Raw genomic sequence first — 15422 nt, 5'->3', positions numbered from 1 at the left:
ATTTTTATAACCTTATTTTTACGCAACTTGTTCTCAAAAATATACGATCTTTTTTGAAGGAGTAAACAATTGAATTGTTTATAATACTAGCTAGCATGGTATCTTCACTAAAATATTTTTTGAAAAAGTTAATTGACTTATAAATAATTCTCTACTAATACTGGCATGTGTTTGTTTATTCTGCTGAAGTTGCTCCATACAGGTTTGCTGTAAAAACTTCAGCAGTTTCCGTACTCCTTTAAAGCATAATCCATCACGCTCTTAATAATAGTGATATCAAATATAGGTCTTAACTATTTTAATCTATAGTAAAATTAGCTCAAATTTGCAGTCATAAGCAACTTTTAACCTATCTACATACTCCATTGTTACTCACCATAAAAACTTAACAAAAATATGAGTAGTAAAAAGATTGTGTTGAAATTAGCTTGACCAATATTATATATTGTACATAATATATTCTATATCTAGGCTAGGAGGTAGTATGGATACAGAGTCAGTAAAATATGTTGTAGAATCTATCAGTGAACAAAAGCTAGGAGAGGAATTAAATACTGAGCCATGGCATTCAAAAATTGAGCGTAATAGCAATGAGGAACCAACGCCTGAAGATGACATAACAGATTTAGATGATTATAGTTTGTTTGTTCAAGGAATAAGTAATCGTTCGGAATGTTATGACCTTGATCAGAGACATGAAACTAGGGAGGCTGTTGACACATGTGTAAAACATACATTGTCGTATCAGAGTGAAACTGATGATAGTGATTTATATTGGAAAAATTACTCTATTAGTCCAAGAGACTCTGCTTTAATTAAGTTAGATCTACTACTGACTGAAAGTGAGAGAAGTCTAATTGATGAATTTCGTAAAGAGTTAAAAGATGTAGTAACAAAAAATGATCAAGGTTATAGGGATAAGCATGAAAATTTTACAAACACTGCTTTAGAGCGTATAGAGTGCATAACAAATAAATATTTGCAAAAAGGGATAAGACTCAATTCAAAATATAACGATGATAAGTATACTATAACAAGTTTAATTTTTAAGGAAATAAGAAATATCCCTGATAGAATACGACAGCATAAGGGATTACCACCTTATGAGAGTTTATCAGACGATAGTGAGACTATAACAAGTTTAGTTTCTAAGGGAATAAGAGATATTCCTGCCTACGAGGGTGTATCAGATGATAAAAATATAGGTATTATACGCAATATCATGAGTAATTTACTATTAAAAGGTGGAAGAGTAAAATGCAGTTCCTTTTATGATGATAAGTTATTGTATGCAACTTATGGGTTCAGTTATGAGATTTTTGCAGAACGTGAAGAAATCGATAACAAGCTAAAAAGTGTAGCAGATGAAGGTATTATAAACAGTAGTGCCCAAGGCAAAGCTTTACACGTAGAAATGGATAATGGATATTTTTATGTAAAATATTCGCAAGATAGCACTGTTGAGGTTGCAAAAGTTATAAATAATCCAAAAGTGAAAGATTTAAGTTTTAGACATCATATATTTCATGTTGGAAAGAGTATAGTAAGAGTTGAAAATGTAGGAGGAAAAAGAAATTATACAGACGTTTTAGAAGGTGGCATTGAAATGTCTTTTACTACTGAAGTAGGAAAGATTAGTATTCATCTACGTTCTAGTGATAAAGACAACAATAAAATTGAAGTAAAGATAAGTGACGATGACAAGAAGAAACTTGATCAATTAAAAGATAAGGAAGAAATAGGAGAAAATTGCTTACTTGGTGGATATTCAGTACATGATGCGATTAAACGAGGATATTTTGAAAAACATGAAACACTACGTCAATCTTCTGAAAAAATTACCTTATCTAATGAAAAGAAAAAAAATAGTTGGTGTGAGATAGTAACAAATTCAAAACAGACAACAAGCCGTACTGTAGGGTAAATGCTAAACTGCTTGATTGTCTAAAGATCTTATATTACTCACCATAAAAACTTAACAAACGACGTGAGTAGTAAAAAGATTATGGTTATTGATTTAATGTTATATATTGCATATAATATATCATATGTTTTAGCTCAGAGGAGTAAGTATGGGTAAATTTACTGGGATAACAAAATCTATCATCAATCAAATAAAGCTAAAATCCAAACCAGAGCCATCTGATTTTGAATATGAATCAATTATAGAACATCTATCATCTAAAGAGCATTTATTAAATGAGCTGATGAATGATATGTGGTACTCAGGAGACTTACCATCAGTCAGAAACTATAATGAACCATTATCTTTGATAGATAGCAAACTTGGATTAAGTGAACAGATTTGTGTTTGGTTTGCTCTAGATCATGACCTTACACCAAGTCAAAAAAATTTAAACAAAAAGTTACTTAGTGCTCTAAAATGTTTAACTTCTAACTGTGGTTCATTTGATAATACTGAGCCCCTTGAAGAATTTTTACATGATAATAGAAACAATAAAGATTTAAAAGTAATTCTTAACCTAAGAAGAGGAGAATCTCAATCAACAGTATTGCATGCAATTGCAGGAGCAAAGATTGGTGGATTTCGTCGCACAGGAAATCAGGCTATAGATTTACTCTTAGAAGCAGGCGCAGATCCTAACATACAAGATAATAAAGGAAAAACACCATTATACCTTGCTGCTGCCAAAGGTCACCACGATAATGCAAACTCTCTTCTTTTGAAAGGAGCTAAACCTAATATAACAAGTAGAAAGGGCAAAACTCCACAACAAATAGCAACTAATAAACTCTGCTATAATATAGAAGAATTATTTTTAACTGATAAACAGAAAAAGTTGAATAAGGAATTGTATGACTTACTTGTACTCGATTCAGACTGCACTAAAAATTTAAAGGAGTTTTTAAGTAAGCATAAAAGAGATTCAGACCTAAAAGTAGTGCTAAATATTAGGCAAGGAATGGGTGAATCAAAAGTGTTTTCGTATGTTGATCGTTTTGCTTGGGATAATGAAGATCTTGCTCAAGAGTTAAGAAAAATATTTCTAGAAGCAGGAGCATTAGATTATGGTATAAATATTTATCGTCAGCAAAAGAAAGGACAGGTCAGTAAATTACTCGTTAATTTAACCTCAAATCAAAAGGAAAAGTTAAATGAGTTTTCTGATAAGGTGTTTCAGGCTCAAAACATGGCTGAACTTGAAGAGATTGTAAACGATGCTATAAAGTCTGGTGTACGATTAAACTATTCTCTTTCACAAGATTTCTTTTCAGGTAATGAGTACACTTTTACCGATTATGTGATGAAAAAAATCAGTGAGTTGGAAAAAAATCCTAAAGTTGCTAGTAATATAATATGTCAATTAGTATCAAAAGGGGCAGTGTTTGGTAATACAGTTGATGCTAACACACTGACATCAGAATTTAAAGAGCATAAAACTAACCTAAAAAAAGCTTATAGAGATTATATTAGCAATTCTCATAAGTTTATTGAAATCGCAAAAAGTGCAACCAATAGCGAGCTAAAAGATGCAAGAGTAGACAACTCCGTTTTTTACTTAGAATATTCTAAAGATAGTAAAATAGACATTATAAAGATAACAGATGGGGCAAGGGATTTAGGTCTAACAGATGGAGATGTAAAGTGTGGAAGAAATATAGTAAAGATCGGTAATAGTGAAGTAGAAATTAAAATTGAAGATGGCATAAGGAATTACACAGATCTTACAGAAGGCAGCGATGTAGTATTAACTTTCTATACTAGTTTGGGAGAATTAGAAGTTAGGTTATATCCTGATGAGAAAAATAAAAATTGGATAAAAGTAGAGGTGAGTGAAGAAGGCCTACTTCTACTTGATAAAATAGAAAGTTATAATGAAGCAATAGAAGATTGTAATGAGGGAATAGAAAATTATGAAGAAATAGGACAAAATTGCTTACTGGGAGGTTTATCAGTCATTGAAGCCATAGACCGAGGTGTTTTTGCTAGATCTGGTGGGTTAATGCGTCCTGAATTAATAAGCGAATCCAATAAGCAGAAGGGTTCATGGGTAAAACGTGAAGAATTAAGAAGAGTTTCTGATTCTAGGGAAAAAATTGCTAATTTACCATAAAAGTTGAAAATTATTATTTAAATATAAATTACTACAGTTAATAAATTATTGCAAAGGAGTCGAATCGATATCAATAATCTTTTAAGAATACTCTTTTATGTTGTTTTTCAGGAAAATGAGATGTCATTGTACAGGAGCTGGCCACAAGGTGTATTTTCAGGATATGAGACTGTATTAAAACACGATTGGCTGAGCCGACCTTTTACAGAATTTTTTTTCCAGATCTATAGCTCTTTTCACAATAATCCAAATAAATCATAATATGCTACTGGCCTACTATAGCCATAAACACATATCTTACCCTGTTCGGACTACTATAAGAAAAGCTATACTATTAAAATATGCAGCTAAATTGTATACATTGTCTACCACTGTTGCATCTAGTATGCTAAAATCTTCATCATCTATATTAATATTTTCGCATAATTGATTTTGTAACATCGACTTACATCAATCTCAATATCTTTTGGCATGGCCCTTTGTAGCAGCTCCTTCTTGCACATACTCTTTTCAATCTCCCGTTGCTTTTGTAAATTAAGAGGGAACGTTCAAAAAAGTGTGTCAAACCGAAAAAAAAGTAATAAATTGATATAAAAAATGGAGGTTTGATATGGGTCAAGCAAATAGAACTACTGGTTTGGTAGATTATAAAGAATTAGAAACAAATATCCTGTCATCTATACGAGAAGGAAGACCATTGACAGGAAGAGATGGAGCATTAACACCGTTTATAAAAAGGTTGCTAGAGGCAAGTCTGGAAGGTGAAATAGAAAGCCACATGTCAGCTAAAAGTGAAGAAAATAACCGAAGAAATGGAAGGAATGCAAAAACTTTACGTACAAGTTCAGGCTCATTTGAACTATTAACACCAAGAGACAGAGAAGGAAGCTTTGAACCGCAAATAGTCAAAAAAAGGCAAACAAGCCTACATCCAGAACTTGAAGCAAAGGTCTTAAGCACATATGCCAGTGGCATGGGATACAGAGATATAGCTTCACATGTTGAGGAAATATATGACCACAAAATATCAGCAGCAGAGATATCCAGTATTACTGATAAACTGCGGGAACGTTCAAAAAAGTGTGTCAAGCCGCATTTTTAGTTCAACTCAATTTTCAATCTATCTGGAAAGAAAATATCAAGTTGAGACATAGTTAAAGCCCAATTAGGGAGAGCCATAATCTGTACTAGACACAACTTAATCTGACAGCAACGAATTAACTGACAGAAGAATTGAGGTAGTTAAAACTAATATCAGTCTCTTGTTTAACGTTACTAATATTTTTCTGAAAAGCAATGTGTTTGCTATCAAGAAAAGTCTGCATAGGCGTTTTACCATAGCAATATTTACCTGAGTGAGGCCTGGTCTCATTGTAAGAGCGTAACCAATGATCAACATCTATCTGCAAATCTTCTAAAGAACTGTAGATTTTCTTTCTAAAGATAATATTGTAACACTCATCTTGCATAGTTTTATGAAACCTTTCGCATATGCCATTAGTTTGTGGTGAATTGGCTTTAGTTCTTGAATGATCAATATTTTCAATTCCCAAATAAAGCTGATAAGCGTGATTTTCTGGTTTACCACAATATTCTGTACCTCTATCAGTCAAAATGCGCAATAATGGCACGTTTTGTACATCGAAAAATGGTATTACTCTATCATTCAGCAAGTCGGCAGCGGTAATAGCAGTTTTATCTGTATAAAGCTTAGCAAAAGCCACTCTCGAATATGTATCAATAAAAGTCTGCTGGTAAATGCGCCCAACGCCCTTGATATTGCCTACGTAATAAGTATCTTGAGACCCTAAATAACCTGAGTGTTCTGTTTCAATTTCACCGTGAGCTTCTCTTTGCTCTTTAACTTTTTCCAATGCTGCAAGTTGCTCTTCAGTTAAAATTATGCCGTCTTGTGCAACCTTTGCTTCAAGGGCTTTAAGTCTTTTTTTGAACGTTTCAATGTCATTTCTTAGCCATACAGATCTTACGCCACCTTCGGAAATTATTACACCCCTTTTTCTCAGCTCATTTGCAGCTCTTTGTTGTCCATATGCTGGAAATTCTGTAGCTATGCCAATTATTGCCCTTTCTATATCTTCGGAAACTCTGTTTGCTAATAGGGGTTTTTTCTTACTTATTTCATGTAATGCTCCTTCTCCCCCACTTTCATATAACTCCTTAAATCGATAAAATGTATCACGCGAATAACCCATCACCTTACACGCTTGTGATACGTTACCTAATTGCTTTGCTAGTTCTAATAACCCTAACTTTGGTTTTAGTATTTTTGTTTGTATCGTACTCATATCTAACACTCCTTTCTTTTATTATTTTATAACTTACTTTTTTAAAGTGTCAGATCAAGTCTTGTTTAATACACATAATCCACTTTTGCTCTACCTTTTTTATAGCACAATATACCTGTTTGTACAAGGCATTTGTACTAGTAAATGAACCCTTAGTTTTAGTAAATTTCCTGATTTGTCTATGCAACCCCTCAATTGGATTGGTGGTGTAAATCAGCTTCCTAACTTGCCCAGAATACTTAAAATAACTGGATAAGTTTTCCCAATTGTTCTGCCAGGATTTTATAACTAAAGGATACTTCTCTCCCCATTTTTCTTCCAGCTCAAGCAGATAATTCTCAGCGATCTCTTTACTTGAAGCACGATATATTTTTTTCAAATCATTCATGAAAACTTTTACATCTTTGCTAGATACATATTTCAGTGAATTCCTTATCTGATGCACTATACATAGCTGTACTTCTGCCTTAGGAAACACACTATTTATAGCCGCAGGAAAGCTTTTTAGCCCATCAAGGGAACGTTCAAAAAAGTGTGTCAAGCCGCATTTTTAGTTCAACTCAATTTTCAATCTATCTGGAAAGAAAATATCAAGTTGAGAAATAGTTAAAGCCCAATTAGGGAGAGCCATAATCCACTTTTGCTCTACCTTTTTTATAGCACAATATACCTGTTTGTACAAGGCATTTGTACTAGTAAATGAACCCTTAGTTTTAGTAAATTTCCTGATTTGTCTATGCAACCCCTCAATTGGATTGGTGGTGTAAATCAGCTTCCTAACTTGCCCAGAATACTTAAAATAACTGGATAAGTTTTCCCAATTGTTCTGCCAGGATTTTATAACTAAAGGATACTTCTCTCCCCATTTTTCTTCCAGCTCAAGCAGATAATTCTCAGCGATCTCTTTACTTGAAGCACGATATATTTTTTTCAAATCATTCATGAAAACTTTTACATCTTTGCTAGATACATATTTCAGTGAATTCCTTATCTGATGCACTATACATAGCTGTACTTCTGCCTTAGGAAACACACTATTTATAGCCGCAGGAAAGCTTTTTAGCCCATCAATGCAGGCAATTAGAATATCTTCTACTCCTCGCTCTTTTAGGTCATTTAGAACTCCCAACCAGAAGTTAGCTCCTTCACTTTCAGCCAAATAAAAACCTAATACTTCTTTTCTGCCATTTTGATTTATGCCCAATATATTATACATGCATTTACTTATACAATGTCCGTCCTCCTTGACCTTAAAGAACATGCCATCCATAAACACTATTGGATACACTGATTGCAGTGGGCGGCTGCGCCATTCATTGATTACTGGTAGCAGTTTATCAGTAATACTGGATATCTCTGCTGCTGATATTTTGTGGTCATATATTTCCTCAACATGTGAAGCTATATCTCTGTATCCCATGCCACTGGCATATGTGCTTAAGACCTTTGCTTCAAGTTCTGGATGTAGGCTTGTTTGCCTTTTTTTGACTATTTGCGGTTCAAAGCTTCCTTCTCTGTCTCTTGGTGTTAATAGTTCAAATGAGCCTGAACTTGTACGTAAAGTTTTTGCATTCCTTCCATTTCTTCGGTTATTTTCTTCACTTTTAGCTGACATGTGGCTTTCTATTTCACCTTCCAGACTTGCCTCTAGCAACCTTTTTATAAACGGTGTTAATGCTCCATCTCTTCCTGTCAATGGTCTTCCTTCTCGTATAGATGACAGGATATTTGTTTCTAATTCTTTATAATCTACCAAACCAGTAGTTCTATTTGCTTGACCCATATCAAACCTCCATTTTTTATATCAATTTATTACTTTTTTTTCGGTTTGACACACTTTTTTGAACGTTCCCAAAACTAAGGGTTCATTTACTAGTACAAATGCCTTGTACAAACAGGTATATTGTGCTATAAAAAAGGTAGAGCAAAAGTGGATTATGGCTCTCCCTAATTGGGCTTTAACTATTTCTCAACTTGATATTTTCTTTCCAGATAGATTGAAAATTGAGTTGAACTAAAAATGCGGCTTGACACACTTTTTTGAACGTTCCCCAATACCTTTCAATAGTTTTGGTGTTTTCATAGTTTCTCTCCTTTTGTTGTTTTTATAAATGGTATAATTACGCCGCTAATCCATAAAATTTCTCCCTTTGCTCACCCCAAAGCATCGGTATTTCCCTTAATTCAGCTAACCTCAAATCTCTTGGCTGCCTCCCATTTACTATGTCTTCTTTAATCTTTGGTGCTAAATAATTCAGCCTCAAAATTTGCTGTATACGTCTTGTACCTATATTAATTTTGGCACTCAGCTCTTTCACACTTCCATATTTTCCTGCCTCCAGTTGACGTTTCCACGAATGAGCTCTTACCACTGCTTTCAGTAGTGCATTGTTTGTTTTGCCTTCTGGCTCAGTTACTGTGCATTTCTTTCCTTTCTTTTTTATTGGTATAAATTCCACCTTATCCTCTAAACTCACCTCTATTCCATCTTCTTTTATCATTACTCCTTTTATTAACTTTTTCACTACTTCTTTCTGCTTTCCAAAATTTAAATTTTCCCATTTTTCTTCGGTCTTTTCTCTCCAATTTTCATATATCTGCTCCGCTTTTCTCATCACTTCTTTTTCTACTTCTCCTGCTACTATTGTTCGATTTACTGATTCACAATTCTTTCCCCTTAAGTGATTGTTGCATACATAATATCGGTACCTTTTATTTTCTTTTTTTGAGTATGTCAGTGTCATATTTACACTACAGCTCTTACACTTAATTATTCCCCTAAGCAGCGCTTCCTCATATTTTGCTTTTCTATATGGCTGATTACTTATCAATTCCTGCGCTTTTTGCCATTTTTCTTCCTCTATTATTGCTTCATGCTTTCCCTCATACTGTTTGTCATAATGTCTTATCTTTCCCACATATATTGGATTTGTTATTATTCTTCTCACCGTTGCTTTTTTAAAGATATCCGTTTTTGCTTTTGTTCGGTATCCTTCCCTGTTTAACTCTCTTGCCAACTCTGCCATTGACTTCAGCTCCAAATATCTTTCAAATATATGCTGCACTGTTTTTGCTTCTTTTTCATTTATTATTAATTCCTTATCTTTTACATCATACCCAAGCGGTAAAGTTCCTCCCATCCATAAACCTTGTTCTTTTGATGTTGCTATTTTATTTTTTACTCTCTCTACTATCATCTCTCTTTCTAGTTGTGCTGCTCCTGATAATACTGTCTGTACGAATTTTCCCATTGGCGTATTATTGTCAAATATCTGTGTTACTGCTACAAAGTTTACTCGGTGCCTTCTAAAAAATGACGTTACTTCTATGCTGTCTTTTGTTTCTCTTGATAACCTATCTAGTGTATATACTACTACACAGTCTATCTCTCCTCCTCTGACATCTTCAAATAATTCCTTTATCGCTGGTCTTTCTAAATTTTTTCCTGAATATCCTCCATCATCGTACTTTTTTGCCAATGCTACCCAGCCTTCTTTGCTCTTTATATACTTTTCACATGCTACTCGTTGCGCATCAAGACTGTTAAACTTTTGTTCTAGTCCATCCTCATTTGACTTTCTCGTATATATTGCACATCTTACTTCTTTTAGCATTTTCAACTTCCATTTTTTTCACGCATTCCAAATAATAAAGGGCCGTTGTAACTCATTCCCATTATTTTTCCGGCTACTGCTGACAATGACGTAAAAAATTCTTCTCTGTAGATTAAACCCTTATCTGTTACTATTACCGCATGCGTCTCTTCCCCTCTCTCTAATATTAGCTCTGTTCCTGCTACTGGCAGTTTATCGCTACTTATTCTTTTTCCCTTCTCTAGCCGATCTGCCAGATACTCTAGTCTTTTTCTCCCCTTTCTTGACATTTCTCCATACGCTTTTTCCTGCATTCTATAAGCTAATCTTGGTATCAGATATTTCTTTGAATGTTTAGGTGCCTCTTCCCCAAATACCTTCTTCCACATTCTCCTTAGCTCTTCTAACGTTTTTTTCTCCAAATTCATTACTTTCTTTTCTATTTCTTTCTCCATATTTTTAGCCCTTCATAAATAGCTTTTCAATTCTGTCTGTTTCTTTCTTTAATACCTCGGTTATCTTTTTGCTACTTTTAGCATAATCCATCCCTGTCATTCCAAATTTATCTGCTTGCTCTATTTCAGCCCCTGCTTTTACTAGCTCCTCCACTATTTCCACTTTCCCCACCATACATGCAAGGTGCAATGGAGTGCATTTATTTCCATATTCTTCCGCATTTACATTCCCTCCTGATTTTATCAATTCTCTCACGTTTTCTAGACGTTTCTCCGTTACCGCTAGATGCAGTGCTGTATATCCTTCCGCATCTGCTACATTCACATTCGCTCCTTTTTCAACTAATAACTTCACTGTTTTTGCGTCTACCGCGTAATGCAGAGCTATTCTGTCTCTTGCATAAATATTTTTAAATGAGTTCTCTAATAGTGACTCCTCTTTTCCTTTTTTACTCATGACCTACCTCACCTTTTCTCTGAATTTAAACCCCTTCTTTAAGCCCTCCTTTTCACCACCTCATCTATCATTTCACTTACTTGGCTCATTATTTTGCTTGCTAAATTTTCACATTCTTCCTTTATTAGTGATTTATCTTTCTTCCTTATTTCTCCTATCTCTATTATTTTTAGCTCCGGCATATAGCTCCCATTCAACATGTCTGCTATTTCTCCCACTATCCTCTCTATTCCATAGCACGTCAGTTCTCTACTTTTTGTTATTCCTCCTTTTTCTCTCAGAAATTTACTTGCCCTTTCACTCTCTTTGCTATCACACAGACGATACTTTTCACTTTCCCAAATGTAATACATTGGTGTTGCACCATATTTATTCAGTTGATTAACCTCAGCTCCTGCTTTTACTAGCTCTTTTATTATTTCAACTCCTGCTCCTCCTATTTTGCACGCAGAGTGCAGTGGCGTACATCCAGTGACATATTGAGTGGCATTTACTTCTGCTCCCGACCTTAGCAGCACTTTTACATTTTCTAAGCTTTTCGCAAATACTGCACAGTGTAGTGGCGTATAACCATTTTTATCTCTTGCATTAACCTCTGCCCCTTTTTTTATTAATAATCTCACTGTTTTGTAATCGGAGATTTCTACTGCTTGATGCAAGATCGTTTCTCCTTCTTCATTTCTTTTATTAATATCGTTACTTGATACTTCTTTAAAAAACTTACTCTTTCTAAAACTCATTTCATACCTCACAAAATTAGCTTTTCTAGCGCCAGACAAATTTCTTATATTTACCTGCTGCTATTCAAGTCATGTCCTTTTTAGCATGAGAAAGCAAGTCCTTTTCTTTTTATTTCATACATTTTAACCTATTATTAATATAATATATGAGGATCTAAATATAAGTACTTAACTTATTAGAGATATTACTTGACTATTTTTCCAACTTCTGTGCAAATGTCGATGTTCATGCCACTTCAGTACTCCTGGGTAAAACACTAAAATGTAATTTTCTAATTCGTGTATTGAATCTTCTTTTCCTGAACTTCTATCATTTTTGCAACTAACGTGATATTCCGTTAAATTAGCTTTCGCAACCTTTTGATCAGTAAGATTCTTTGCTTCATATTCATAGCTGATATTAAATCTTTCCAAAATTGGTGTGTATTCCAAGTTCCATAGCTGATCAGAAAGTTTATCATTACCAAGGAAAAGTGTGCCTCCTATCTCTTCTTGATAACAAAGAGGAAAACAGCTATTTATTTCTCCTAATTTCCAGCTATCTGACAGTACAATCTGTGCTTTCGCAAACTTAATTTCTGGTAATAAACTTTGTGGTAATGGATATAGTGCTTTTACGTTATACCACTGATGACTTCTTTCATAAATGCCTTTGTAATCCTTTGTGTGAGGCTCTGTTTCTCCAAGTACTGCTACATCTAATCGATATATGTCATTACTAAATGTTTGTTCATAATGCTCTCTTAAATAGTTGTCTACAATCTCTACTAACGGACCTCTAGAACTGAAAAAATTTATTCTTCCAAACGATAACACTGGCCCATTTTTTTCAACTTTTATACCAGAGTAGTCTGATAACAAACTTCCAAATAAACTTTCATCTAAAATAAACCTATCAACGTTATAGTGATCATTGAAAATCCTCATTAGCCGCGATCTTGCTGGTAACGATAGTTTTGCAAGTTCTACTACTGCATCTACAAAAAAGTCATTTGGAACATCTTTTATTCCTATTTGTAATTCAAAGAAGTGTTTACCAGGTGGTTCTTCGATGATTGTAATATCTTCTATATTTGCCCATTTTAGTGCTACTTTTAGTGATGCTGGAGTTCCTCTCAGTCTTTGAAATTTTACTCCTTCTATTACGGCTTTTCTTCTATCTTTTACCCAGCGCAGTATTTCTTCTAAACCATATTCTTCTATTATCCACGGCAGTATTTCATCTTTAAGACTAAACTTAAATCCTCTGATACAGCTCGGATCAACCTTATAATCTGTTGCATCAACCAGTGCTTGCTCTTGCTTTGTTGCGTTTGGGGGTAATAACATTAATTCAACTCAATCTTTAAATTTTTCAGGGAACGTTCAAAAAAGTGTGTCAAACCGAAAAAAAAGTAATAAATTGATATAAAAAATGGAGGTTTGATATGGGTCAAGCAAATAGAACTACTGGTTTGGTAGATTATAAAGAATTAGAAACAAATATCCTGTCATCTATACGAGAAGGAAGACCATTGACAGGAAGAGATGGAGCATTAACACCGTTTATAAAAAGGTTGCTAGAGGCAAGTCTGGAAGGTGAAATAGAAAGCCACATGTCAGCTAAAAGTGAAGAAAATAACCGAAGAAATGGAAGGAATGCAAAAACTTTACGTACAAGTTCAGGCTCATTTGAACTATTAACACCAAGAGACAGAGAAGGAAGCTTTGAACCGCAAATAGTCAAAAAAAGGCAAACAAGCCTACATCCAGAACTTGAAGCAAAGGTCTTAAGCACATATGCCAGTGGCATGGGATACAGAGATATAGCTTCACATGTTGAGGAAATATATGACCACAAAATATCAGCAGCAGAGATATCCAGTATTACTGATAAACTGCTACCAGTAATCAATGAATGGCGCAGCCGCCCACTGCAATCAGTGTATCCAATAGTGTTTATGGATGGCATGTTCTTTAAGGTCAAGGAGGACGGACATTGTATAAGTAAATGCATGTATAATATATTGGGCATAAATCAAAATGGCAGAAAAGAAGTATTAGGTTTTTATTTGGCTGAAAGTGAAGGAGCTAACTTCTGGTTGGGAGTTCTAAATGACCTAAAAGAGCGAGGAGTAGAAGATATTCTAATTGCCTGCATTGATGGGCTAAAAAGCTTTCCTGCGGCTATAAATAGTGTGTTTCCTAAGGCAGAAGTACAGCTATGTATAGTGCATCAGATAAGGAATTCACTGAAATATGTATCTAGCAAAGATGTAAAAGTTTTCATGAATGATTTGAAAAAAATATATCGTGCTTCAAGTAAAGAGATCGCTGAGAATTATCTGCTTGAGCTGGAAGAAAAATGGGGAGAGAAGTATCCTTTAGTTATAAAATCCTGGCAGAACAATTGGGAAAACTTATCCAGTTATTTTAAGTATTCTGGGCAAGTTAGGAAGCTGATTTACACCACCAATCCAATTGAGGGGTTGCATAGACAAATCAGGAAATTTACTAAAACTAAGGGTTCATTTACTAGTACAAATGCCTTGTACAAACAGGTATATTGTGCTATAAAAAAGGTAGAGCAAAAGTGGATTATGGCTCTCCCTAATTGGGCTTTAACTATTTCTCAACTTGATATTTTCTTTCCAGATAGATTGAAAATTGAGTTGAACTAAAAATGCGGCTTGACACACTTTTTTGAACGTTCCCATTTTTCAAATTTGCAGATTCATTTCCCAGAACCACAACATCCTCTCTTGGCTCGATCAATTCCACATTTTCTACACCATCTACAAATAGATTCGCTATTATCCATGATCTTGTTACACTCCACCCTAATCTTTTTGCTAATTCAAACTTCTTAATAAACTGCTTCTTGATTTCTTCCTCTGATATTAAAGGACTTATGCTCATTCTACTGTGGATATCTATTTCCATAATATTGCAGCCAATTACTGTTACTGTATCGGTTAAAACCCTTATATCATCTCTAGTAACCTGCTTTTTTACAATTTCTAGTAGCTCTTCTGACACTATGCCAGTTTGTGTTGATAAGATTGAGATTTGTACTTTCCCTGGTATAGTTGATTCCACTAGTGCATCTTTTACTCTACTATCTGCTGACAGTGCATGATATTTATAATATTCCTTACTTCCTCCTGTTAACCAACCTGCTATTTTTGCTTTTACCCTCTTTCTAAATCTTTCATCCTCTTCTTCTTTTTCTCTCTCTACTCCATAAAACTCAGCCAAATTATCAAGATCTTCTCCTGTCGCAAATTTAAGTAAGTTACTCTTTACTGCTTCATTTATTCTTTCTCTAAGCAAAAGTTCTCGCCATGCTGCTACTTCTAATACCTTCATCGCTGGGTCACTTTCTACTAATGCTGTAAAACTTTTCACTAACTCTTCCTTCATCCGAGAAAAAATCTCTTCAAAGCTCAGTGATTCAATAATATTTGGCTGCTGCATCTTTATACTACAACCCCATCGAAGCGAATCTTTCTTCCCATTGGCAGATACAATCCTTCTAGATCAAGCGTCACTTTTCCTTCTTTTACTCCTTCAACTTTTACTTTTTCTAACTTAAATCTCTTCTCAAATTTCCCCAGTGCTTCTGCAGTTGATGCGTAAATTTCCAAAGTTAAATCCCTATTTATTGGCTTATCCAATAATTCAAATAGCCTAGACCCGTAATTCCTCATCATAATTCGTGATCCTATAGGAGTCGTAAGTATATCAATTATTGATTGCTTTAAGTGCTCTATTCCTTCTAACGCTTTTCCTGTTTTACCATCCATACCCTTCATT

At 34.4% G+C, this 15422-nt stretch carries 11 protein-coding genes and 4 pseudogenes; 5 read left to right on the top strand and 10 right to left on the bottom strand.

Going from position 1 to position 15422, the window contains the following annotated elements:
- Positions 1–484 precede the first annotated feature (484 nt).
- The 3 genes and pseudogenes from OOT12_RS05075 to OOT12_RS05065 all read left to right on the top strand — a co-directional run.
- Complete coding sequence (locus tag OOT12_RS05075; protein ID WP_264376879.1) at positions 485–1924, top strand: hypothetical protein; 1440 nt, start codon at positions 485–487, stop codon at positions 1922–1924.
- A gap of 148 nt (positions 1925–2072) precedes the next feature.
- The gene (locus tag OOT12_RS05070) at positions 2073–4076 is read left to right on the top strand and encodes an ankyrin repeat domain-containing protein (RefSeq protein ID WP_264685232.1); all 2004 of its coding nucleotides are present in this window, start codon (positions 2073–2075) and stop codon (positions 4074–4076) included.
- Between the two features lie 610 nt (positions 4077–4686).
- Positions 4687–5139, top strand: a pseudogene (locus tag OOT12_RS05065) (transposase); the annotation flags it as partial.
- A 154-nt stretch (positions 5140–5293) separates the two neighbouring features.
- Here OOT12_RS05065 and OOT12_RS05060 read toward each other — a convergent pair.
- The 3 genes and pseudogenes from OOT12_RS05060 to OOT12_RS05050 all read right to left on the bottom strand — a co-directional run bounded on the left by OOT12_RS05060 (position 5294) and on the right by OOT12_RS05050 (position 8165).
- Positions 5294–6382, bottom strand: coding sequence for an IS481 family transposase (locus OOT12_RS05060; protein ID WP_019236582.1), 1089 nt, complete (start codon positions 6380–6382; stop codon positions 5294–5296).
- 49 nt (positions 6383–6431) lie between these two features.
- Positions 6432–6899 (bottom strand): annotated as a pseudogene (locus OOT12_RS05055) (IS256 family transposase); the annotation flags it as partial.
- Positions 6900–6932: 33 nt separating this feature from the next.
- The gene (locus OOT12_RS05050; RefSeq protein WP_264685173.1) at positions 6933–8165 is read right to left on the bottom strand and encodes an IS256 family transposase; all 1233 of its coding nucleotides are present in this window, start codon (positions 8163–8165) and stop codon (positions 6933–6935) included.
- A gap of 70 nt (positions 8166–8235) precedes the next feature.
- Here OOT12_RS05050 and OOT12_RS05045 point away from each other — a divergent pair.
- Positions 8236–8400, top strand: a pseudogene (locus OOT12_RS05045) (IS256 family transposase); the annotation flags it as partial.
- 102 nt (positions 8401–8502) lie between these two features.
- Here OOT12_RS05045 and OOT12_RS05040 read toward each other — a convergent pair.
- The 5 genes from OOT12_RS05040 to OOT12_RS05020 form a co-directional block, all read right to left on the bottom strand.
- Entirely contained in the window at positions 8503–9996 is a 1494-nt protein-coding gene (locus OOT12_RS05040; RefSeq protein ID WP_264685231.1) for a recombinase family protein, read from the bottom strand.
- A 2-nt stretch (positions 9997–9998) separates the two neighbouring features.
- Positions 9999–10430, bottom strand: coding sequence for a DUF2924 domain-containing protein (locus tag OOT12_RS05035; RefSeq protein ID WP_262986422.1), 432 nt, complete (start codon positions 10428–10430; stop codon positions 9999–10001).
- 4 nt (positions 10431–10434) lie between these two features.
- The gene (locus OOT12_RS05030) at positions 10435–10887 is read right to left on the bottom strand and encodes an ankyrin repeat domain-containing protein (protein ID WP_264685230.1); all 453 of its coding nucleotides are present in this window, start codon (positions 10885–10887) and stop codon (positions 10435–10437) included.
- A gap of 38 nt (positions 10888–10925) precedes the next feature.
- Entirely contained in the window at positions 10926–11627 is a 702-nt protein-coding gene (locus tag OOT12_RS05025) for an ankyrin repeat domain-containing protein (RefSeq protein ID WP_264685229.1), read from the bottom strand.
- A 168-nt stretch (positions 11628–11795) separates the two neighbouring features.
- Complete coding sequence (locus OOT12_RS05020) at positions 11796–12956, bottom strand: phage tail protein (protein WP_262986419.1); 1161 nt, start codon at positions 12954–12956, stop codon at positions 11796–11798.
- A 98-nt stretch (positions 12957–13054) separates the two neighbouring features.
- Here OOT12_RS05020 and OOT12_RS05015 point away from each other — a divergent pair, with 98 nt between their 5' ends.
- Positions 13055–14287 (top strand): IS256 family transposase, encoded by a 1233-nt coding sequence (locus tag OOT12_RS05015; protein ID WP_264685173.1) that lies wholly within the window; start codon positions 13055–13057, stop codon positions 14285–14287.
- A gap of 22 nt (positions 14288–14309) precedes the next feature.
- Here OOT12_RS05015 and OOT12_RS05010 read toward each other — a convergent pair.
- Positions 14310–15083: pseudogene (locus tag OOT12_RS05010) on the bottom strand (baseplate assembly protein); the annotation flags it as partial.
- Between the two features lie 2 nt (positions 15084–15085).
- Positions 15086–15421 (bottom strand): GPW/gp25 family protein, encoded by a 336-nt coding sequence (locus tag OOT12_RS05005; protein WP_264685227.1) that lies wholly within the window; start codon positions 15419–15421, stop codon positions 15086–15088.
- Position 15422: the final 1 nt, after the last annotated feature.

The organism is Wolbachia endosymbiont (group B) of Parapoynx stratiotata (genome assembly GCF_947250635.1).
Lineage (GTDB): Bacteria > Pseudomonadota > Alphaproteobacteria > Rickettsiales > Anaplasmataceae > Wolbachia.
The sequence above is the reverse complement of the archived record's forward strand: the minus strand, read 5'-3'. Positions and strand labels throughout refer to the sequence as shown.